20 protein-coding genes are annotated in these 19,749 nt (G+C 62.0%); 12 read left to right on the plus strand and 8 right to left on the minus strand.

What is annotated here, in order from left to right; all coding sequences use genetic code 11:
* Positions 1–531, minus strand: a complete 531-nt coding sequence (gene ppa / locus HB676_RS01730) for an inorganic diphosphatase (RefSeq protein ID WP_213735912.1) — start codon at positions 529–531, stop codon at positions 1–3.
* 110 nt (positions 532–641) lie between these two features.
* Entirely contained in the window at positions 642–1,151 is a 510-nt protein-coding gene (locus tag HB676_RS01735) for a GNAT family N-acetyltransferase (RefSeq protein WP_213735913.1), read from the minus strand.
* Between the two features lie 275 nt (positions 1,152–1,426).
* Between HB676_RS01735 and HB676_RS01740 the strand changes: the two genes are divergently transcribed.
* The 4 genes from HB676_RS01740 to HB676_RS01755 are packed head-to-tail and all read left to right on the plus strand — an operon-like array spanning position 1,427 to position 4,573.
* Complete coding sequence (locus HB676_RS01740) at positions 1,427–2,332, plus strand: alpha/beta fold hydrolase (RefSeq protein WP_213735914.1); 906 nt, start codon at positions 1,427–1,429, stop codon at positions 2,330–2,332.
* Positions 2,329–2,799 carry a DUF2269 domain-containing protein gene (locus HB676_RS01745; RefSeq protein WP_213735915.1) on the plus strand — a complete coding sequence of 157 codons (471 nt, stop codon included), beginning with the start codon at positions 2,329–2,331 and terminating at the stop codon, positions 2,797–2,799. The genes HB676_RS01740 and HB676_RS01745 overlap by 4 nt, the downstream gene beginning before the upstream one ends.
* A 35-nt stretch (positions 2,800–2,834) precedes the next feature.
* Positions 2,835–4,163 carry an SDR family oxidoreductase gene (locus HB676_RS01750; RefSeq protein ID WP_213735916.1) on the plus strand — a complete coding sequence of 443 codons (1,329 nt, stop codon included), beginning with the start codon at positions 2,835–2,837 and terminating at the stop codon, positions 4,161–4,163.
* Positions 4,164–4,168: 5 nt separating this feature from the next.
* A complete protein-coding gene (locus HB676_RS01755; protein WP_213736113.1) occupies positions 4,169–4,573 on the plus strand; it encodes a thiol-disulfide oxidoreductase DCC family protein in 405 nt (134 codons plus the stop codon).
* A 94-nt stretch (positions 4,574–4,667) separates the two neighbouring features.
* Here the strand turns inward: HB676_RS01755 and HB676_RS01760 are convergent, their stop codons facing one another.
* From HB676_RS01760 to HB676_RS01770, 3 genes are all read right to left on the minus strand, one after another.
* Positions 4,668–5,915: an NAD(P)/FAD-dependent oxidoreductase gene (locus HB676_RS01760; RefSeq protein WP_213735917.1), complete on the minus strand. Its 1,248-nt coding sequence runs from the start codon at positions 5,913–5,915 to the stop codon at positions 4,668–4,670.
* Positions 5,916–6,076: 161 nt separating this feature from the next.
* Positions 6,077–7,900 carry a translational GTPase TypA gene (typA, locus tag HB676_RS01765; RefSeq protein WP_213735918.1) on the minus strand — a complete coding sequence of 608 codons (1,824 nt, stop codon included), beginning with the start codon at positions 7,898–7,900 and terminating at the stop codon, positions 6,077–6,079.
* A gap of 251 nt (positions 7,901–8,151) precedes the next feature.
* Complete coding sequence (locus HB676_RS01770) at positions 8,152–8,916, minus strand: helix-turn-helix domain-containing protein (RefSeq protein ID WP_213735919.1); 765 nt, start codon at positions 8,914–8,916, stop codon at positions 8,152–8,154.
* A gap of 174 nt (positions 8,917–9,090) precedes the next feature.
* On the opposite strand from HB676_RS01770, the gene HB676_RS01775 reads away from it, so the two are divergent.
* Complete coding sequence (locus HB676_RS01775; protein WP_249780006.1) at positions 9,091–9,513, plus strand: response regulator; 423 nt, start codon at positions 9,091–9,093, stop codon at positions 9,511–9,513.
* Positions 9,514–9,533: 20 nt separating this feature from the next.
* Here HB676_RS01775 and HB676_RS01780 read toward each other — a convergent pair whose 3' ends face one another.
* Positions 9,534–11,117 (minus strand): alkaline phosphatase D family protein, encoded by a 1,584-nt coding sequence (locus tag HB676_RS01780; protein WP_213735920.1) that lies wholly within the window; start codon positions 11,115–11,117, stop codon positions 9,534–9,536.
* Positions 11,118–11,267: 150 nt separating this feature from the next.
* Entirely contained in the window at positions 11,268–12,617 is a 1,350-nt protein-coding gene (locus HB676_RS01785; protein WP_249780026.1) for a TAXI family TRAP transporter solute-binding subunit, read from the minus strand.
* Between the two features lie 268 nt (positions 12,618–12,885).
* Here HB676_RS01785 and HB676_RS01790 point away from each other — a divergent pair, with 268 nt between their 5' ends.
* Positions 12,886–13,191: a 4a-hydroxytetrahydrobiopterin dehydratase gene (locus tag HB676_RS01790; RefSeq protein ID WP_213735922.1), complete on the plus strand. Its 306-nt coding sequence runs from the start codon at positions 12,886–12,888 to the stop codon at positions 13,189–13,191.
* Positions 13,192–13,318: 127 nt separating this feature from the next.
* The gene (locus tag HB676_RS01795) at positions 13,319–13,693 is read left to right on the plus strand and encodes a YkvA family protein (protein ID WP_213735923.1); all 375 of its coding nucleotides are present in this window, start codon (positions 13,319–13,321) and stop codon (positions 13,691–13,693) included.
* 15 nt (positions 13,694–13,708) lie between these two features.
* Here HB676_RS01795 and HB676_RS01800 read toward each other — a convergent pair whose 3' ends face one another.
* Positions 13,709–14,683 (minus strand): NADPH:quinone oxidoreductase family protein, encoded by a 975-nt coding sequence (locus HB676_RS01800; protein ID WP_213735924.1) that lies wholly within the window; start codon positions 14,681–14,683, stop codon positions 13,709–13,711.
* A gap of 248 nt (positions 14,684–14,931) precedes the next feature.
* Between HB676_RS01800 and HB676_RS01805 the strand changes: the two genes are divergently transcribed.
* The 5 genes from HB676_RS01805 to argG all read left to right on the plus strand — a co-directional run bounded on the left by HB676_RS01805 (position 14,932) and on the right by argG (position 19,744).
* Positions 14,932–15,531 (plus strand): invasion associated locus B family protein, encoded by a 600-nt coding sequence (locus tag HB676_RS01805; RefSeq protein ID WP_213735925.1) that lies wholly within the window; start codon positions 14,932–14,934, stop codon positions 15,529–15,531.
* 84 nt (positions 15,532–15,615) lie between these two features.
* Positions 15,616–16,845: a 23S rRNA (adenine(2503)-C(2))-methyltransferase RlmN gene (gene rlmN / locus HB676_RS01810; protein ID WP_213735926.1), complete on the plus strand. Its 1,230-nt coding sequence runs from the start codon at positions 15,616–15,618 to the stop codon at positions 16,843–16,845.
* Between the two features lie 166 nt (positions 16,846–17,011).
* Positions 17,012–17,521: a hypothetical protein gene (locus tag HB676_RS01815; protein ID WP_213735927.1), complete on the plus strand. Its 510-nt coding sequence runs from the start codon at positions 17,012–17,014 to the stop codon at positions 17,519–17,521.
* 59 nt (positions 17,522–17,580) lie between these two features.
* Positions 17,581–18,330 carry a phosphatase PAP2 family protein gene (locus tag HB676_RS01820; protein WP_213735928.1) on the plus strand — a complete coding sequence of 250 codons (750 nt, stop codon included), beginning with the start codon at positions 17,581–17,583 and terminating at the stop codon, positions 18,328–18,330.
* A 76-nt stretch (positions 18,331–18,406) separates the two neighbouring features.
* Complete coding sequence (gene argG, locus HB676_RS01825; RefSeq protein WP_213735929.1) at positions 18,407–19,744, plus strand: argininosuccinate synthase; 1,338 nt, start codon at positions 18,407–18,409, stop codon at positions 19,742–19,744.
* Positions 19,745–19,749 lie beyond the last annotated feature (5 nt).

Consider the following 19,749-nt stretch of genomic DNA (forward strand, 5'->3'; position numbering starts at 1 on the left):
TCACTTCCCCTTTGCGCGTTCGATCCCTTCCAGGATCAGCCTGCGCGCTTCGTCGGCGTCGCACCAGCGCAGGATCTTGACCCATTTCTTTGGCTCGAGATCCTTGTAGTGCTCGAAAAAGTGCTGGATCTGCTGCAGCGTGATATCCGGCAGGTCGCTGTAGTTTTTCACCTTGTCATAGCGCTGGGTCAGCTTGGAGGAAGGCACCGCGATGATCTTTTCGTCGCCGCCGGCCTCGTCTTCCATCAACAGCACGCCGACCGGCCGCACGCTCATCACCGCACCGGGAACGATCGCGCGGGTGTTGGCGACCAGCACATCGCAGGGATCGCCGTCGTTCGACAGCGTGTGCGGAATGAAGCCGTAATTTCCGGGATAGCGCATCGCTGTATAGAGGAACCGGTCGACAACCAGCGTGCCGGCCTCCTTGTCCATCTCGTATTTGATCGGCTCGCCACCAACCGGTACTTCGACGATGACGTTGACGTCGTGCGGCGGATTGATCCCGATCGGGATGGCGTCAATGCGCATGGATGACTCCGCGAGGCTTTGGGGTGAGGGGAATTACGTACCGGATTGAACCTGACGCAGGGCGTCAGAACCGCTCTTGCCGTCGTTCAAGAACCGGTCAATTTGAAGGCTCAGTTGGTCCAGGCGAAGGCGACCTTGTCGAGCGACTTCGGCCCGAACTTCTCCGACGAGCGCGCCACCATGCGGCCGCCCAGCGCGCGGTAGAATTCAGTCGCGAGATCGTTATCGGAGAGCGCCCATACCACCATGCTCTTCAGGCCGCTTTGCAGCAGGTCACGCTTGGCGGCGGCGAACAGCCGGCGGCCGAAGCCGAGGCCCTGAAATTCCGGCCGCAGGTAAAGCTCGTAGATCTCGCCTTCGAAGTGCAGGCTGCGGGCGCGGTTGCGGCCGTAATTGGCGTAGCCTGCGACCTTGTCGCCGAACACCAGCACGCTGACGCGGCTGCCTTTGCGGATCGCGCTGTCCCACCATTGCGGGCCGCGACGGTTGATCAGCTTCTCCAGCTCGGCACCAGGAATGATGCCCTGATAGGCCGAGCGCCAGGCTTCGTCATGGGTGGACGCCACCGCGGCTGCATCCGCAGCTTTGGCCGGCCGAACCTCGATCAGGGTTGTGCTCATGGATCTGATCAAAGCAAGTCAGCGCGTCCGCTTCAAGGTCCATCGTTAATTATCGGTTAACCTGTGGATTTTCTGCATCAGTATGACGGTCTGACTGTACCGAAAGAGGACAGGCGGCCGCCTAAAACGGCAGTTGGCTGATGCCCGACAGGGCATGACGGCCCGGAGCCCGGGTTTTTGCGGGGTGCGGTCCCGGAAAAATGCTGGATTTGATTCGCCGTGCGTATTCTGCTGCCGCAGCCGAATCCCGTCCGACCCTTGCGCCAGGCCCATTCATGCAATCGTTCAAGGCACTTTTCGCTCTGCTGATGCTGGCCGCCCTCGGGACCCAGATCGCGGCGGCGCAGTCTGGCTTCGGCGCGCAAGGCGCGGAAGGTGAACCCAATCGCGAGCAGCAATGGCTGGTGCCGTCGCCAGATCCAGATATAGCGGCCCACGCGGTGCTGTTTCGCCCGCCGGGCGACGGGCCGTTCCGGCTCGCGGTGATTGCACATGCCTCGGTGCAGAACGTGTTGCGTCGCGCGCAAATGCCGCAGCCCGAATACCGCGCGCTGGCGGCGTGGCTGGTCGCGCGCGGCTTTGCCGTGCTGGTGCCGGAACGCCCGGGCCATGGCGCGACCGGCGGCAAATATCTCGAAGATCAGGGCGGCTGCGACGAGGCGGACTATTCCCGCTCCGGGCACGCCACTGCCAGCGAGATATCGGCGGCGCTGAATTATCTGCGCGGGCAATCCTTTATCCGGCAGGACGGCGCTATCATTGTCGGACATTCAGCCGGCGGATGGGGCGCGCTGGCGCTCGCGGGCGCCGAGATTCCCGGCGTCGCCGCGATCATTGCGTTTGCGCCCGGCCGTGGCGGTCACGCCAACGACTTCCCCAATCAGGTCTGCGCGCCGCATACGCTGTTGGCCGCCGCGGCCGAATTCGGCAAGGCCGCGCACATCCCTGTGACGTGGCTGGTGGCGGCCAATGACAGCTATTTTTCGCCGGACCTGTCGCGGAAACTGGCTGATGCGTTCCGCGCCGGTGGCGGCAAGGTGGACTTTCGAATCGTGGCCGCAGCCGGCGGCGAGGGCCATTGGCTGCCGGAAACCGAGACCGGCATCAAAATCGCAGGGCCGGAACTGGATCGCGCGCTGAAGGTGCCGGCGCCGATTGCGGCCACGGTCAAAAAGCGATGACGCTGTATTTCATCGTCAAATATCTGCACGTAGTTGGCGCGATCGTCATTCTTGGCACCGGCACGGGCATCGCATTTTTCATGATGATGGCCCACCGCAGCGGCGATCCGGCATTTATTGCGCGTACCGCGACCACGGTGGTGATTGCGGATATGCTGTTCACGTTGACCGCGGTTGTCCTGCAGCCGGTCAGCGGCGGGCTCTTGATGCTGCTGTCGGCGACGACGTTGGCCGAGCACTGGCTTGTCACCTCACTCGGGCTCTATGCGGTCGCGGGACTGTTCTGGGTACCGGTGATTTTCATGCAAATTGAGATGCGTAACCTGGCACAGGTGGCCGCGTTGCGGAATCAACCGCTGCCGCGGCGTTATTTCTCGCTGTTTCGCCGCTGGTTCCTGTTCGGGATTCCCGGCTTCGGCTCGGTCATGATTATCCTGTGGCTGATGATCGCGAGGCCGCAATTCTAGGATTTCAACATCATGTCCGGTCAAAGAGCGCCTGAATGAATGAAGACAAATCCCGCAAGATTCTCGTGCTCGGCGCATCCGGCCTGATCGGGCGGTTCGTTAACGACGATCTGCGCGTGCGTGGTTTTGAGGTGATCGGAGTTGCCCGGCGATTCTCGTCCTCGCAGCAGGCAAGCGCGTTCGATCTGGAACTGCCGCTGTTGTCGATGGATTGGAATGCGCTGGCACGGCTGATGGCCGATTACGGCATCGATGTCGTGGTCAACTGTCTTGGCGTCTTGCAGGACGCCCCGGGCCACGATGTCGGCGCCGTGCATCGCGATTTCGTCGCGCGGTTGCTTCAGGCGGTCAGCGCCTCTGGCTGCGCGATCCGGCTGATTCACATTTCCATTCCAGGCGACGTCGCCGACGATCATACTGCGTTCAGCCAAACCAAGCGCGAAGCCGAACGCCTGATCGTCGCGTCCGGCGTGGCTTACGCGATCCTGCGGCCGGGTTTCGTCCTCGCGCCGTCAGCCTATGGCGGCAGCGCCATGCTGCGCGCGCTGGCCGCGCTGCCGTTGCAGCTACCTGCGGCCGAATCCGCGAGGCCGTTCCAGCCGGTGATGGTCGAAGACATATCCGCTGCTATCGCATGGCTTGCCGGCCGCGATATCGGGGATAAGACCGCGAACGCCGTGGTCTGGGATCTGATGCAGCCGCAGCCCGTCACGCTTGGCGGCGTGGTCGAGCAATTTCGCCGGTCGTTCGGCACGACGCATTTCCCGCGCATGACGCTGCCCGCCTTCATGCTCGATGTGGGTGCCAGGTTTGGTGACATCACGAGCTGGCTCGGCTGGATGTCGCCGATGCGCTCTACGGCGATCGCCGAATTGCGGCGCGGGGTCAGCGGCGATCCGTCGGCATGGATGGCCGCAACCGGTATCGTGCCAAAGACGCTTTTGCAGGCAGTGGGGCAGCGTTCCGCGACCATTCAGGATAAATGGTTTGCCCGCCTGTTTCTGATCAAGGCGCTGGTGATCGCGAGCCTGTCGGTATTTTGGATCGTTTCGGGTTTCATCGCGCTGTTTGTTTCCTACGACGCTGCGGCCGCGATCCTGAGTTCGCACGCTTTTCCGCCGTCCTTGGTCGGGCCGGTCACGATTCTCACCAGCCTGATGGACATGACGATCGGCGGCCTGATCACCTTCCGCCGGACCTGCGCGGCCGGATTGATCGCGGGTATCGTCGCATCGCTCGGTTACACGCTGGGAGCCGCGATCCTCACGCCCGATCTGTGGATCGAGCCGCTCGGCGCACTGGTCAAGACCGGCCCGGCGATCGTGTTGATGCTGGTGGCACTGCTGATCCTGGATAACAGGTGACCATGATGAAGCCGTGGCCCGACGACGTGATTCTCTACGACGGCGTATGCGTGTTCTGTTCGCGCTGGATCCGCTTCATCGCCGCGCGCGACATCAACAGGTGCTTTCGCTTCACCGCGATCCAGTCCGGCTTTGGCACGAAGCTGGCGCAGGCTTTCGGTATCAACCCTGAGGATCCCGACACCAATGCCGTGATCCATGGCGGCGTCGCATATTTCAAATCCGACGCGGCGTTGACGGTGCTGTCGAATCTGCCGGGATGGAATTGGGTGCGCGTGCTGTTCGCATTTCCGAAGCCGCTGCGCGATGCGATCTACAATCTCGTCGCGCGCAATCGCTACCGGATTTTCGGGAAGTATGAGGAATGCTTTGTGCCGGATGCCGAGTTTCGGGCGAGGGTGTTAGAGTAGGACTTGGTTGTCATTCCGGGATGGTCCGAAGGACCAGGCCCGGAATCTCGAGATTCCGGGTTCAAGCGAAGGTGCGTGCCCCGGAATGACGGAGTCAGGATCGGCTGGTTCCGCCGGGAAAAACTTCCCCCGCCGCCCTCTTGCCACTGTCCCGCGCCCCATGCGCCGTCGAGAAAAAGTTAGGCGACGTAGCCTCGCCGGCAAAGAACAACCGCCCATCGACCGGCGCGGCGAGGATTGCACGGTTGCCGGCGTGGCCGGGTAGGGCGTGCGAATAGGAGCCGCGGGCGAAGGGGTCGTGGGACCAGCGCGATTCCGACAGCGGTTTTAGCTTGCGACGAAAATCATTGCCGAGCAGGGCGGCGATCTCGTCGATCGACTGTGCCGCCAGTGCGCCTTGGCCTGCGTCTTCCAATTCCTGGGCGAACCTGCCGCCGAAAAAGCCTTCGATGCAGGGCTGGCCGAACGGGCGCAGATGATAGGTGCCCATCGCGGTACGCATGGTGGCGCCGCGTAGATTGCCGTCCGCCGGCAGTGCATCGGGGTCATCGAGCGCCAGCATCACCTTGTCGGCGAGACCCAGCGGCAGGCCGCGCGCGGCGTCCACCTTGGCGGGCAGTGCGGGGTGGAAACGAATGGCTTCAACAGCGATCAGATTGGTCGGCACGGTGATGATGACTTTATTGGCCGTGAGCGTGCCCCTTGAAGTCTCGATCCGCACCTGCTGGCCGGAGTGATCGATCAGCGTGACCTGCGTATTCACTGCGATCTCGCAGGACGCGCCATAGGCCGCCATCAGCGCGCCATAGCCGTGTCGGACTCGCCAATTGAGGTTGGTGTCCTCATAGTTGTCCATGTCGAGGATCGAGACCTGGTCGAGTTCGCAGCCGTTGATGTAGGTCGAAATCGCATCGAGCATCGGGTTCCAGCGATTGCCGGGCTCAAGGCAAGCGTTGGCGGGCCCGTCGCGGCCGCTTTTGGCGGCTTCTTCGGCGCGCTCGTAGAATTCATCGATGGCGCGGATGAACTCGTCGCGGTCCTGTTGTGGAAAGGCCTTGCCATAGGCGCGCTCGCGCCAGGGCGGCAACGTCTTGTCGACCTCGAAATTCAATTCTGTGGCGATCCCGACGAACGAATTCTTGTCGGCAGAATGCAGCCAGCCGCAGCCGAGGTCGAAGGTGATGTTGGGCGCGGCCATGATGGTGTGGCCGCGGCCACCGACGCGGTCGCGGGCTTCCAGCACGAGGGTAGTGAGGCCGGAGCGCTTCAGCGCATGCGCAGCGCCGAGGCCGGCGGCGCCGGCGCCGATGATCGCGACATCGACTGTGGAGGGAAGGGACATGCCTTGGCTCTAGCACGTTCGGGTGTGGGCCTGAAGCCAACCCGGGTGGCGGTGTCATCATCCGCGTAAGCGGATGATCCAGTACGCCGCGCCGTCTCGGTTTACTTCTGGTCGCGGCGATTACTGGATGCCCCGCTTTCGCGGGGCATGACAGCTTCTGCTTACGCTACCGCTTCCTTGGACTTTTCCGCGCGCTTGCGCTCGTTGGCGTCGAGGTGGCGCTTGCGCAGGCGGATCGACTTTGGCGTGATCTCGACCAGCTCGTCGTCCTCGATGTAGGCCAGTGCCTTTTCGAGGGTCATGCGGATCGGCGGCGTCAGCCGCACCGCTTCATCCTTCGAGGTGGTGCGGATGTTGGTGAGCTGCTTGCCCTTGAGGATGTTGATCTCAAGGTCGTTGTCGCGGGTGTGCTCGCCGACGATCATGCCCTTGTAGACCTTCCAGCCCGGCTCGATCATCATCGGGCCGCGATCTTCCAGCTTGAACATCGCATAGGCCACGGCCTCGCCCTGATCGTTGGAGATCAAGACGCCGTTGCGGCGGCCCTGGATGTCGCCCTTGTAGGGCAGGTAATCGTGGAACAGGCGGTTCATGATCGCCGTGCCCTTGGTGTCGGTCATCAACTCGCCCTGATAGCCGATCAGGCCGCGGGTCGGCGCGTAGAACACCAGCCGCAGGCGATTGCCGCCGGACGGGCGCATCTCGATCATCTCGGCCTTGCGTTCGCTCATCTTCTGCACAACCACGCCGGAGAATTCCTCGTCGACGTCGATGACGACTTCCTCGACCGGCTCCAGCATCTGGCCGTTCTCGTCCTTGGTCAGCACGACGCGCGGACGCGATACGCTCAGCTCAAAGCCTTCGCGGCGCATGGTCTCGATCAGGATCGCGAGCTGCAATTCGCCGCGGCCCGACACCTCCATCGAATCCCTGTCGGCGGCCTCGACCACGCGCAGCGCGACATTGCCTTCGGCTTCGCGCAGCAGGCGATCGCGGATCAGGCGGCTCGTAACCTTGTCGCCTTCGGTACCCGCCAGCGGCGAGTTGTTGACGATGAACGACATCGACACCGTCGGCGGATCGATCGGCTGGGCCTGGATCGGAGTGTCGACGCTCGGATCGCAGAAGGTATCTGCCACGGTGCCCTTGGGCAGGCCCGCGATCGCGACGATGTCGCCGGCTTCGGCCAATTCGACCGGCTGGCGCTCAAGGCCACGGAAAGCGAGGATCTTGGTAATGCGGCCGGTTTCGACCAGCTTGCCGTCGCGCGACAGCACCTTCACCGACTGGTTCGGCTTGACCGAACCGGACGCGATACGCCCCGTGATGATGCGGCCGAGATAGGGGTTGGCCTCCAGAATGGTGCCGAGCAGGCGGAACGGGCCTTCCTCGACCACAGGCGGCGCCACATGCTTGATGACGAGATCGAATAGCGGCTTCATGCCGACATCGTGCGACGCATCCGGCGTCGTTCCCATCCAGCCGTTCTTGCCCGACCCGTACAGAATCGGAAAGTCGAGTTGATCGTCGGTCGCGTCGAGTGCTGCGAACAGGTCGAACACTTCGTTGACGACTTCGGTGACGCGGGCGTCCGGGCGATCGACCTTGTTGATCGCGACGATCGGCTTCAGGCCGAGCTTCAGCGCCTTGCCGACCACGAATTTGGTCTGCGGCATCGGACCTTCAGCGGCGTCCACGAGAACGATGACGCCGTCGACCATCGACAGGATGCGCTCGACCTCACCGCCGAAATCGGCGTGGCCGGGGGTATCGACGATGTTGATCTGGGTGTCTTCCCAATGCACCGAAGTGCATTTGGCGAGAATGGTGATGCCGCGCTCGCGCTCCAGATCGTTGGAGTCCATGGCACGCTCGACCTGACGCTGGTTGTCGCGGTAGGTGCCGGATTGCTGCAGCAATTTGTCGACGAGCGTGGTCTTGCCGTGGTCGACGTGGGCGATGATGGCGATGTTGCGAAGGTTCATAGCTCTTCTTCTGGCTCGGACAATGCTGGAGCGCGATCTCGCCGGAAAACCGGGACCCACTTTTCCGGATCACACTCAGAAACCTGGAGTTCGAGAGGGCGCAAGGCGCCCAAAAAGGAAGCCCGGCCAAAGGACCGGGCACACCCTACTCGTTGCGGCGCAATATAGTCAGAAATTGCCGGAAAACAATGCGTTGTTTACGATTTGGTTAGCTGATTTTGGCGCCAAACCAACAAGGAACCGGTTAGGGGTCAGTTGCTGTGTTCGCCTTCGGCGGGATAAACGCCGCGTAGCACTTCCTCGAAGTGGTTTTTGACAGATTCATTACAGAGGCAGGCCCGTTTTTGCAGCGCCTCGCGATTGCGAACCAGGATCGAGCCGCGACGGGTTTCCAGCACCCCTTCCGCCTTGAAAGTCTGGATTACCCGGCTGGTGTAGCTGCGGCCGACCCCCAACAGGGTCGATAGCTGCTCATGGGTCAACGGTACGGTGTTGTCGCCGTCGGTGCGTTCCATCGCCGAGATGATCCATTTCGCGGTGCGCTGTTCGATCGAATGGATCGCGTTGCAGGCGGTCGACTGGAACATCTGGGCCAGCATGCAATCAGCATAGCGGGCGAACACATTGCGCAGGGTGGGGGAAGCGGTTTTCGCCGCGTCCAGCTTCCCGACATGCAGGCGCACGAACGGGCCGCCGAACTTGACCATGATGCGGGTATAGGCCGGCAGATGGCCCAGGCTAACGATACCGCCGACAGCGCCTTCGCGGCCGACCAGAATGGTCTCGACGTCGCGGCCGTCTTCGTTGGGAACCAGATAGGTCGCGAGGCTGGGCCCGCAGGGAAAATGGACGATCTCGACGTCGTCGCCGGGATTGTAAAGCAGATCGCCTGCCACCGCCTCTGCGGGCCCGAGATTCGCCGCGATCAGCCCGAAATCCCTGGGGTTGAGCCGCCGCAACAGGTTGTTGAACGGCCGATCAGAATTGTCCGAATCCTTTGCAGCTGGCGCGGCCATCTAAAATATCCCTCTGCTCCCAATGGCTTCGACAATAACTGATCTAACCGGAGAGTTATGTGCACAAGTGCACAGACGAGAGCTCGATGATGGGTTTCATATGGGGAACCTGCAGGTGTTAAAGCGCCAACGGCAGGCCGGGTTCCAACTCGCCTTGGTCCGGGTTCCATTTCGATGCATGACGCCAGTGAGACGATGGAAACGACCTCTTCCGACAGCCTTTGCGCGTGGCCCAGGGACGTCCTGATCGTCGAGGACGATCCGATCATCGCGCTCGATTTCGAAGACAGGATTCTCGGGCTTGGGGTGCAGGAGGTTCGCACCGCGGGAAATGTCGCCAGGGCGCTCGAAATGATCGCCGAGCGGGCGCCGCATTTCGCCCTGCTCGATGTCGGCCTGACCGGTGAAAAGAGTTTTGCGGTCGCCGAGCGGCTCGAGGCGCTGCGGATTCCGTTCGTCTTCATTACCGGATATGGCGCCGATGTCAGGCTTCCGGCGGCCTTCGCGCACCGGCCGAGACTACCGAAACCTTGTCCGACCGATGCGCTGGAAGCGGTGCTGAAACAGTACCGCTTGGACCATGGCGTGAAGCGCTGACGGACTCCGCGGGCGCTCGGTTATCCCAACTTCGGATCCAGCGTGGTCGACCACAGCGCCACATCGGCGCGATCGCGTAGCGTCACCGTCATCTGGCCGGTCGTGCCTTCGATCTGGACGTGACCGAAGAACTGCAGACCGGCGGAGGGCGGGGCATTCTGTTTGTCCGGAGCGGGAGCCTTGAAGTACTTCACCTCCGGCCCAAAGGTGTTGTCGAGTTCGCTCGGCCCGAATGTTCCGGCGTGCAAGGGGCCGGAAACGAATTCCCAGAACGGCTCGAATTCCTGAAACTGCGCCTTGTCCGGATTGTAGTAGTGCGCGGCGGTGTAGTGCACATCCGCCGTCAGCCAAACGGTATTGGTTACGCCCGACGTCTTGATGAAGCGCAGCACCTCGGCGATCTCAAGTTCGCGGCCACGTGCCGGGCCGTCGCCTTGCGCGAAGGCTTCCGAACCTTTTTTATGGTCGGCGTCGTCATAGACGATCAGGCTCAGCGGCATATCGGACGCGATCACCTTCCAGGTGGCGCGCGAATTCAACAGCGCGCGCTTGAGCCAGGCCAGTTGATCGGGACCGATGAAGTAGCTGTCCGGACCATAGGTGGTTTGCAGGTTCGGACCGTTGGGGCCGCGATAGCTGCGCTCATCCAGCATGAACACGTCGAGATGCGGCCCGTAGTTCAGGGTGCGATAGACCCGGCCCGGTTCGACGATGCTTTCGCGCATCGGATACATCTCGTGAAACGCGCGGCCGGCGCGCGCCGCGAGCAGCGCGATGTCGCGTTCCTTGTAGGCCGCGGGGAGTTGCTTGGATGCCGACCAGTTGTTGGTGACCTCGTGGTCGTCCCACTGCACGAAGATAGGCACCTCGGCATTGAAGGCGCGGACATTGTCGTCGAGCAAATTGTACTTATGCGCCGCTCGGTATTCGTCGAGTGTCTCGGCGACCTTTGCCTTCTCCGGGATTGTGACATTCTTCCATATTTTGCCGTCAGGCAGTTTCACCTCGGCGGAGATGATACCGTCGGCATAGATGGTGTCGCCGGAATGAAGCAGGAAGTCCGGCCGGTGCTTGCGCATGGTCGCGAAGGTGACCATGCCGCCGTCGTCGGGATTGATGCCCCAGCCCTGACCGGCGACGTCACCGCCCCAGACGAAGCTGACATTGCGCCGGTCAGCCGGCGCGGTACGGAAGCGGCCGATCGCCGGCTCACCGGAGACGTCGGTGTGCGATAGGTCGCGAAATTTGACGCGGTAGAAAATATCCTGCCCGGCCGGCAGATTTTCCAGCAGCATTTTCGCGGTGAAGTCGCTCTCGGGCAACGCCGCGATCGGCGGCAGAGCCCGCGCATTGGCAAAGGATTCGGTTGTCGCGACCTCGACCATCATTTGCGAGGGGCGGTCCGCACGCGCCCACACAACGCCGCCGTCGGTGCCGACATCGCCGGATTGCACGCCGTGGGTGATCTGCGGCCGGTCAGCCGCGCGGCTGAGATAGGGCATCGCGATGGTGCCCAGTGCGCCGGCGCCTGCCGTGGCGGCGGTCGAAAGAAAACGCCGGCGGGAAAGTCTCTGAGAAGTCCAGCGAGGAATCTTGACCGGCATGCGGGTCTCCCTGATCGATCGTCGGAATGCGCCGAGGCTGATGTGTCGAGTCTTGGGCGCCATGGCTTGCAGAGAAGGCTCGCAGACAGACCTAGGAGAATAGTGTGACAGTTCGATTGCAGCGGGCGCGGAGCCGGGGCCAGGAACTGCCTACAGCGTTCCGGTCGCGCGAAACTGGGCGCCAGCCCTCTGCAGATTTTGCGGCATGCTGATCAACAACGCCTTGCGGTCGGCGACGGCGTTGTGGAATTGCTCGAGTGCAATATTGAAGGCGGTCAACGCGCCTTCTTCGACCGCGCCATGCTCGAAGCTGATCAGCGTATCGCGCAATATGGTGTCAGCTTCGGCCTGCATGGTGTCGAGTTCTTCGATGGAATCGCTGCGGCGCGCGGCCGCGAGCATGTCCAGCAGGCGTTCGCGCAGCGACGAGTTGTTGTTGCGCTCGTCCTTTTTCAGATAACCTGCGAACCACGCGCCGGCAGAGCCCGTCGCGGACAGCAACATCAGCCCCCACCAGATGTAATCGCTGTAGCGATCGAGGAAGCTCTTTTCCTCGCCGTCGACAAAGGCCGCGGCGCCCGGATGCACCGGGATCGCGGCATCCTTGTCGGTATCCGGCGTTTCAATCTTCGCCGCCAGCGGGAATTCGGACATCACCGATTGGCGGATCGCAAACAATTGCCGGGTGAAGGCCGCGACCGTGGTTTCCGAGAGGTCCTTGCGCGCCACAATGTGGTGCGAGAAGCTGATCGTCTTGATCTCGTCGTCGGGCCGGTCGGGCGAGCCACCGAACGCGCCGGCAGGAATTTCCGCCGCCTCGTATGCCGGGTGATTTTGCGCAATAGCCTCGGCTGAATCGATCGCGAGGAAGGTCGGCGTGACCCCATCATGCGTCGAGGCCGCGATCGCCTCCGCGGTAATCTTGCTGTTGAGCGGGCCGGCGGCGATATAGGCATCCGCCTTCTGGCTGCGGACTGCGTCGGCGGCTTCGGGGGCGGGAAACTGAACGATCTCGACCTTGCTCGGGTCGACGCCATATTGCTGCAGGATCACCTTGAGCAGATTGACATTGGCTGGAGTGCGGCCGACGACGCCGATGCGACGCCCGGCGAGTTGCGCAATCTTGGTGATCTTCGGCGCGGCCTTCTTGCCTTTGACTTTCACCGGTGCGGGCACCCACAGCACCGCGACGTTCTTGCGCAGCGTCGCCACCGCCTGCGCAGTTTTCGGCACATCGAGATCGCCACGGATGATCGCAAGATCGGTCTTGCTGTCGGCGAGCAGATCACCGCTAGCGGTCGGGCCATCGGTCTGCAGCGGGCGCAAGCGGATGTGACTGTGTGTCTGGTTGAAGGCCTGCGTCAGCGCCTGAACAACCTTGACGTCATCGCTATTGGCTGGACCAACCGCGATCCGCAACGTCACCGGCCGCGACGCAAAATAATAGCCACCCGCCAGCGAGCCGACGATGGCCAGGACTCCGGCCAGCGTGATGAACATCATCCGGCGCTTCGCCGAGCGTGGCGAGGGCGTCGAAAGTTGTTCGGCGAGGTTAGGGCCGTCGGTCATCGATCTGGAAAACAATCGTTTGAGGTCCAATGTCGTGTTGCCGAGGCGATTAGGCTCATATTGTAGCAAATTTCCCGCCGCCGTGGGGTTACAACCGCGTCATGGTTACCGTTGGCGCCCCCGCGAGGTCCTATTTTGAAATGGATCCAAAGGGTTAGGTTCAGTGTTAGGATAAAGTTCGGACCAAATGGAGGCCATCATGGCGGAGCGGCTGTCGGCGGAAGCGCGAAAATCGGCCCTGAAAGAGTTGCCCGGTTGGACCGAGACAACCGGCCGCGAAGCGATCGAGCGGACCTTCGTTTTCAAGGATTTCAACGAGGCGTTCGGGTTCATGACCCGCGCCGCTTTGGTCGCCGAGAAGAGCGACCATCATCCGGAATGGCGCAACGTTTACAAGACGGTAGAAGTGGTTCTGGTGACCCATGATGCCGGAGGCGTCACCGCGCTGGATATTGCGCTGGCCAAGGCTATGAACGCCATCGCGGGCCAGTTCGGGGTGGCCTGATCGGGTCGCGCGCCAGCAAATTTTGCAAATCTTGCGGCGTCGATGCGACATCACCAGCTTGAGGGGGTATTCGCCGCGGCGACCGGCCGCAGCCTCAAGGGGAGGCAGTCTTAAGGAGAGTCTGGCGATGATGTCGGAACATACCGTGGGCTTTGAGCCGGCCGAGGAGCTGGCGAAAGACCGCGAAAGCGTGCGCCGGCGCTTCTGGAAGAAGCTGAAGCGCGTCGCGGTCAGGCTGCCGTTCGCCGAGGATTTGCTGAGCGCCTATTACTGCGCGTTCGACAAAGAGACCCCGCGCCACGTCCAGGCAGCGCTGCTCGGCGCCATCGCCTATTTCATTCTGCCGTTCGATTTCATCCCGGACATGCTGCCGGTGCTCGGTTTCACCGACGACGCCGCGGTGCTTGCCACTGCGATCCGGATGGTCGCGGTTCACATCAAGCCGGAACATCGCGATGCCGCGCGTGCCGCGCTCAAGCGTGGGATCGAGCCGGAACAATAGCCGCCGCGTTTTGCATCAGGGATGCAGGATCACCTTGCCCATCGCCTTGCGGCCCGCGAGCACTTTCAGCGCGTCGGCGGTTTGCGCCAGCGGGAAGGTGCGATCGACATGCGATGAGATCTTGCCCTCCGCGGTCCACTTCACCAGCTTTTCCAGATTGGCGCGGTTCTTCTCCGGATTGATACGCGCCCACGCGCCCCAGAATACGCCGCGAATATCGCAGCCTTTCAAAAGCGCCAGATTGAGCGGCATTTTCGGAATGTCGCCGGCGGCGAATCCGATCACCAGGAAACGGCCTTCCCATGCGATCGAGCGCAGCGCCGCTTCGGCATAGCTGCCGCCGACCGGATCGAAAATAATATCGGCGCCCTTGCCGCCGGTGAGCCGGCGCAGGCCTTCCTTGAGATCTTCAGTGGTGTAGTTCAGGCCCAGCTCCGCGCCATGCGCCTTGGCGAATTCGAGTTTCTCCTCGGATGAAGCGCAGGCGATCACCTTCAGGCCCATCAATTTACCCAGCTCACAGGCCGCGAGACCGGTGCCGCCGGCGGCGCCGAGAACCGCCAGCGTCTCGCCGGGTTTGGGGCTGGCGCGATCTTCCAGCGCATGCAGCGCGGTGCCGTAGATGATGATGATTCCGGCGGCGCGATCGAAATCGAGATTGTCGGGAATTTTCACGATCGAACTCGCCGGCAGCGCGATCTTCTCGCGCGCACCATTATGGCCGCACGACGCCACCACGCGGTCGCCAACCCTGAGATCGGTAACCCCTGCACCAACGCTCTCGATGATCCCGGCGACTTCCGCCGCCGGTGAAAACGGAAACGGCGGCTTGATCTGGTATTTGCCCTGGATCATCAGCAGGTCGAAGAAATTCAGCGCCGCGGCTTTGATCGCGATGACCGCCTCATTGGGTCCCGCCACCGGATCTGGCACATCGGCCAATACGAGATCGTCGGGTCCGCAATATTGCGAGCAGAGAATGGCTTTCATGAAGACACCTGCGTTTTGGGCGGCACGATATTTGTCAGCTTCATGCCGGATTTGAAGCCGGGCTACAATCTGATTCGGGTATCGGCTTCCGGCGAGATCGCGGTGCGGACACGTGGCGACAACCTGTCCCTGTTCACATGCGGCTAACTGCCTTCCCAAAAAAGCATTTCCCGGCTATCCATCGCTGCTGTGACGATGCGAGACCGGGCCATCTTCCAGTCACAATGATGGGGGAACCAGACTTGGTGATGTCCGTGCGGCAAATGCTGACAGCGCTGGTGGCGATCGTGCTGGTGTGCGGGGCTATGAGCCTTGCGCAGGCCCAGAGCACATCGTCGAAAGGCACCGCCAAGCCGGCGGCGCCTGCGCCAGCCCCGGCTGTTGCGGCCGCGGGCGGTGCGGAGCCGACACTGGTCGGTCAGTTCGGTACCTGGGGCGCCTACACTGCGACACCGAACGGCAAGAAGGTTTGTTTCGCGCTGGCCAAACCCTCATCATCGAAAACCAATCCGCCGAATCGTCCGCGCGACCCGGCCTATGCGTTTGTCTCGACGCGCCCGGCCGAAAAGGTCAGCAACGAAGTCTCGATCATGATCGGTTACACGCTGAAGCCGGGCTCGGAATCGACGCTCGAGGTCGGTGGCGGTTCCTATGCGATGTACACCCAGGGCGATGGCCTCTGGATCAAGAACGCCGCCGAGGAAGAGCGGATGGTTGATGCGATGCGCAAATCGGCCGATGTCACCGTCAAGGGCGTGTCGGCAAAAGGTACCGAGACCACCGATACCTTCTCGCTGAAGGGCCTTGCCCAGGCGCTCGACCGGCTGGCGCAGGATTGCAGGCGTTAACGGGCCTTTTCACCTCTAAATGGCTGCATTTGGTGGCTTTCCAGCGGACCCTGGAAGGCCTATTTGAGGGCCATGAGCGAAACAATGATCAGCACGTCCATCGAAGCCGGCCGCGCCGCCGATGCGTCCCAGAACGCGCCTTTGGAAAAGGTCGCGCTGGAAACCTATGTGCCACCGGCCAAGCCGTCGCTGGTCGGATTGTCACGCGCCGAGATCGCCGAGCAACTCGGGGCGATTGGCGTGGCGCCAGCGCAGCGCAAGATGCGCGTGCAGCAATTGTGGCACTGGATCTATGTCCGCGGCGCGCAAGAGTTTGCGCAGATGACCAGCATTTCCAAGGGAATGCGCAGCGAACTTGAGCAGCATTTCACGGTCGCGCGCCCCGAAGTGGTCGCGGAGCAGATATCCAACGACGGCACCCGCAAATGGTTGTTGCGGTTGCCGAGCGGCGACACGCTCGAGAAGGCGCATGAGGTCGAGTGCGTCTACATTCCGGAAACCGATCGCGGCACGTTGTGCGTCTCCTCGCAGGTCGGCTGCACGCTGACTTGCTCATTCTGCCACACCGGCACACAGCGGCTGGTGCGCAATCTCACCGCGGGTGAAATCGTCGGCCAGATCATGGTGGCGCGCGATCGTCTCAACGACTGGGCCGACCGCGAAACCCCGACCGGCAGCCGCCTCGTCACCAATGTGGTGATGATGGGCATGGGCGAGCCGCTGTATAATTTCGACGCGGTGCGCGATGCGCTGTTGATCGTCGCCGACAATGAAGGCATCGGCATTTCCCGGCGCCGCATCACGCTGTCGACCTCGGGCGTGGTGCCGAACATCATCCGGACCGGCGACGAAATCGGTGTCATGCTCGCGATCTCGCTGCATGCTGTGCGCGACGAATTGCGCAACGAACTGGTGCCGCTGAATCGGAAATACCCGATCGCCGAATTGCTGCAGGCCTGCCGCGACTATCCGGGCTCCTCCAATGCGCGGCGCATCACCTTCGAATATGTGATGCTCAAGGGCGTCAATGATTCACTCGACGATGCCAAACTGCTGGTGAAGCTCCTGAAGGGCATTCCGGCCAAGATCAATCTCATTCCGTTCAATCCGTGGCCGGGTACCCGCTACGAATGTTCGGACTGGGATCAGATCGAAAAGTTCTCCGAATATGTTTTCAACGCCGGCTACTCCTCGCCGGTGCGCACACCGCGCGGTCGCGATATCCTGGCCGCTTGCGGCCAGTTGAAATCGGAGACCGAGAAACTGTCGGTGCGCGAGCGGCAGGCGCTGCGTGCCATGGCGATGACGGATTGATCGGCGTGACGCGATTCATGCTCGGCCCATCCTTCAGAAAGAGCAGGCAACACCATTCAAATTCCGTCATTCCGGGATGGTGCGCCAGCACCAGACCCGGAATCTCGAGATTCCGGGTTCGATGCTTTGCATCGCCCCGGAATGACAGCGATTTTGGTTTGACCTAATGGCGCTGATCGGCCGCTTGTTTGTCATTCTGTTCGGATTTTTCGCGGCCTGTCTGGTGGCGGGAATGATCGTCGTCGCCGCGGTGCTGTTTCCGGAATTCAGCGATCTCGGAATTCGGCCCGTTGATCAGGACGCAATAAATGTCGTGATCGGCTTTGGCTTCATCTTTGTCAGCGGCTTTGCGCTGCTGCCGGCGATGATCGTGGTCTTGATCACCGAGGCGTTTTATATCCGGGGCGCGCTGACCTATGCGGTCGGTGGCGGCATTGTTGGTCTGGCCTGCTATCTCGGCTTGATTCCGTTCGATACCGAGACGCTGCGTTTCGATGGCATCGTGCGGCGTCACCTCGAAATCATGACCGGCGCGGGGATCGTCGCGGGCGCGATCTACTGGATGATCGCGGGCCGTAACGCCGGCGCATGGCGCGAACCGCGGCGTCCGCTGCGGCTGCCGCCGCCACTGCCGGCGCATTCACCCCCGCCGCCGGATTCGCCCCCGTCATCCTGAAGTACCAGCTCTTCACCGCGGCCTTTTCATCATCATCTCCCTCGGCTAAACCCCGCGCCATGAACCGTACTGGATTGTTTATCGCGCTGGCTTTGACGCTGATCGTCGGATTGCTGTTCGGGATCTACCCCGAACTCGATCTGAAATTGGCCGGACTGTTTTACGATCCGGCGGCCAAAACCTTTCCGCTCAAGTTCAACAAGCTGGCTGCGATTGCGCGCGATGGTGCGATGTGGATCGCGTGGGGCCTGGCGCTGCCGGCTCTCGTCGCCTTGATCGTGAAGCTGGCGCGGCCGGACCGGCCATTGCTGATGTCAGGTCGCGCAATGGTCTTTCTGTTGATCACGCTGCTGCTGTCGGCGGGCGTTCTCACCAATCTCACTTTCAAGAGCTACTGGGGACGTCCGCGCCCGGTAACGGTGACGCAATTCAACGGAACCGAGCCCTTCGTGGCGTGGTGGGATCCGCGCGGGACGTGCGGGCGAAACTGTTCGTTCTTCTCGGGCGAGGGCGCCACCGCGTTCTGGACCTACGCGCCCGCGGCTCTGACACCGCTCCCTTGGCGGCCGCTGGCTTACGCCGCTGCGACCGTATTCGGCGTCACTACCAGCGCGCTCCGGATGTCGTTTGGCGGGCATTTCTTTACCGATGTAGCGATTGCGGGTCTGGTCACGTTTCTGGTGATCTGGCTGGCGCACGGTTATATTTACCGCTGGCCATCGACCCGGCTCACGGATGAGCGCGTCGATGCCGCCTTGACCCGGTTTAGCGCTCGTTTCCGCAGGACGGGACAATCGGCCCGCGATTAAACGCGTGCCGACAGGCCCGAAATTTGATATCCGCGCAGTCAGAAACATTTGGCCATTACGACCGATTGGAAGTTCGATGAGTACGATCCTGAAAGGCCTGCCCAAGGGCGAAAAAGTCGGCATTGCCTTCTCGGGCGGTCTCGACACCAGCGCGGCGCTGCTGTGGATGAAACAGAAAGGCGCGCGCGTCTTCGGCTATACCGCCAATCTCGGCCAGCCCGACGAGGCCGACTATGACGAGATTCCGCGCAAGGCGATGGGCTTCGGTGCCGAAAAAGCCCGTCTCGTCGATTGCCGCACCCAACTGGTTCACGAAGGTATCGCTGCGATCCAGTCCGGTGCGTTCCACATCTCCACCGGCGGCATAACCTATTTCAACACGACGCCGCTCGGTCGCGCGGTGACCGGCACGATGCTGGTCGCGGCGATGAAGGAAGACGGCGTCAACATCTGGGGCGATGGTTCGACGTTCAAAGGCAACGATATCGAGCGGTTCTACCGTTACGGCCTGCTGACCAATCCGAGCCTCAAGATCTACAAGCCCTGGCTCGACCAGCAATTCATCGACGAGTTGGGCGGCCGTTCGGAAATGTCGGCGTTCCTGACCGCCAATGGCTTCGACTACAAGATGAGCGCCGAGAAGGCGTATTCGACCGACAGCAATATCCTCGGCGCGACCCACGAAGCCAAGGATCTCGAGGGCCTGGATAGCGGCATCAAGATCGTCAATCCGATCATGGGCGTGCCGTTCTGGCGCGACGATTGTGCCGTCAAAGCCGAAACGGTCACCGTGCGTTTTGAGGAGGGGCAGCCCGTCGCGCTGAACGGCCAGACCTTCGCCGATCCGGTCGCGCTGTTTCTCGAGGCCAACACCATCGGTGGCCGGCATGGCCTTGGCATGAGCGACCAGATCGAGAACCGGATCATCGAGGCCAAGAGCCGTGGCATCTATGAAGCGCCCGGCATGGCGTTGCTGCACATTGCGTATGAGCGCCTGATCACCGGCATCCATAACGAAGACACCATCGAGCAGTATCGAATCAGCGGCATGCGCCTTGGCCGCTTGCTCTATCAGGGGCGGTGGTTCGATTCGCAGGCCCTGATGCTGCGCGAAACCGCGCAACGCTGGGTGGCCCGCGCCGTCACCGGCGAAGTCACGCTCGAACTTCGGCGTGGCAACGACTATTCCATCCTGAACACGCAGAGCCCGAACCTGACCTATCAGCCGGAGCGGTTGAGCATGGAGAAGGTAGAGGATGCCGCATTCACGCCGGCTGACCGCATCGGCCAGTTGACCATGCGCAATCTCGATATCATCGACACCCGCGCCAAGCTCAATCTCTATGCCGAGACGGGTTTGCTATCGATTGGCGACAGCTCGCACATCTTCAAGCTCGAGACCGATAAGGATTGAAGCGA

The organism is Bradyrhizobium sp. dw_411 (assembly GCF_018449695.1).
Classification (GTDB): Bacteria; Pseudomonadota; Alphaproteobacteria; order Rhizobiales; family Xanthobacteraceae; genus Bradyrhizobium.

Coding starts and splice junctions, on each gene's coding strand:
- ppa (WP_213735912.1), bottom strand. CDS start 531: ATGCGCATTGACGCCATCCCGATCGGGATCAATCCGCCGCACGACGTC.
- HB676_RS01800 (WP_213735924.1), bottom strand. CDS start 14,683: ATGAAAGCCATTCTCTGCTCGCAATATTGCGGACCCGACGATCTCGTA.
- HB676_RS01805 (WP_213735925.1), top strand. CDS start 14,932: ATGTCCGTGCGGCAAATGCTGACAGCGCTGGTGGCGATCGTGCTGGTG.
- HB676_RS01820 (WP_213735928.1), top strand. CDS start 17,581: ATGAACCGTACTGGATTGTTTATCGCGCTGGCTTTGACGCTGATCGTC.
- HB676_RS01735 (WP_213735913.1), bottom strand. CDS start 1,151: ATGAGCACAACCCTGATCGAGGTTCGGCCGGCCAAAGCTGCGGATGCA.
- HB676_RS01755 (WP_213736113.1), top strand. CDS start 4,169: ATGAAGCCGTGGCCCGACGACGTGATTCTCTACGACGGCGTATGCGTG.
- argG (WP_213735929.1), top strand. CDS start 18,407: ATGAGTACGATCCTGAAAGGCCTGCCCAAGGGCGAAAAAGTCGGCATT.
- HB676_RS01750 (WP_213735916.1), top strand. CDS start 2,835: ATGAATGAAGACAAATCCCGCAAGATTCTCGTGCTCGGCGCATCCGGC.
- HB676_RS01770 (WP_213735919.1), bottom strand. CDS start 8,916: ATGGCCGCGCCAGCTGCAAAGGATTCGGACAATTCTGATCGGCCGTTC.
- HB676_RS01745 (WP_213735915.1), top strand. CDS start 2,329: ATGACGCTGTATTTCATCGTCAAATATCTGCACGTAGTTGGCGCGATC.
- HB676_RS01785 (WP_249780026.1), bottom strand. CDS start 12,617: ATGTTCATCACGCTGGCCGGAGTCCTGGCCATCGTCGGCTCGCTGGCG.
- HB676_RS01780 (WP_213735920.1), bottom strand. CDS start 11,117: ATGCCGGTCAAGATTCCTCGCTGGACTTCTCAGAGACTTTCCCGCCGG.
- HB676_RS01740 (WP_213735914.1), top strand. CDS start 1,427: ATGCAATCGTTCAAGGCACTTTTCGCTCTGCTGATGCTGGCCGCCCTC.
- typA (WP_213735918.1), bottom strand. CDS start 7,900: ATGAACCTTCGCAACATCGCCATCATCGCCCACGTCGACCACGGCAAG.
- HB676_RS01775 (WP_249780006.1), top strand. CDS start 9,091: ATGCATGACGCCAGTGAGACGATGGAAACGACCTCTTCCGACAGCCTT.
- HB676_RS01795 (WP_213735923.1), top strand. CDS start 13,319: ATGATGTCGGAACATACCGTGGGCTTTGAGCCGGCCGAGGAGCTGGCG.
- rlmN (WP_213735926.1), top strand. CDS start 15,616: ATGATCAGCACGTCCATCGAAGCCGGCCGCGCCGCCGATGCGTCCCAG.
- HB676_RS01815 (WP_213735927.1), top strand. CDS start 17,012: ATGGCGCTGATCGGCCGCTTGTTTGTCATTCTGTTCGGATTTTTCGCG.
- HB676_RS01760 (WP_213735917.1), bottom strand. CDS start 5,915: ATGTCCCTTCCCTCCACAGTCGATGTCGCGATCATCGGCGCCGGCGCC.
- HB676_RS01790 (WP_213735922.1), top strand. CDS start 12,886: ATGGCGGAGCGGCTGTCGGCGGAAGCGCGAAAATCGGCCCTGAAAGAG.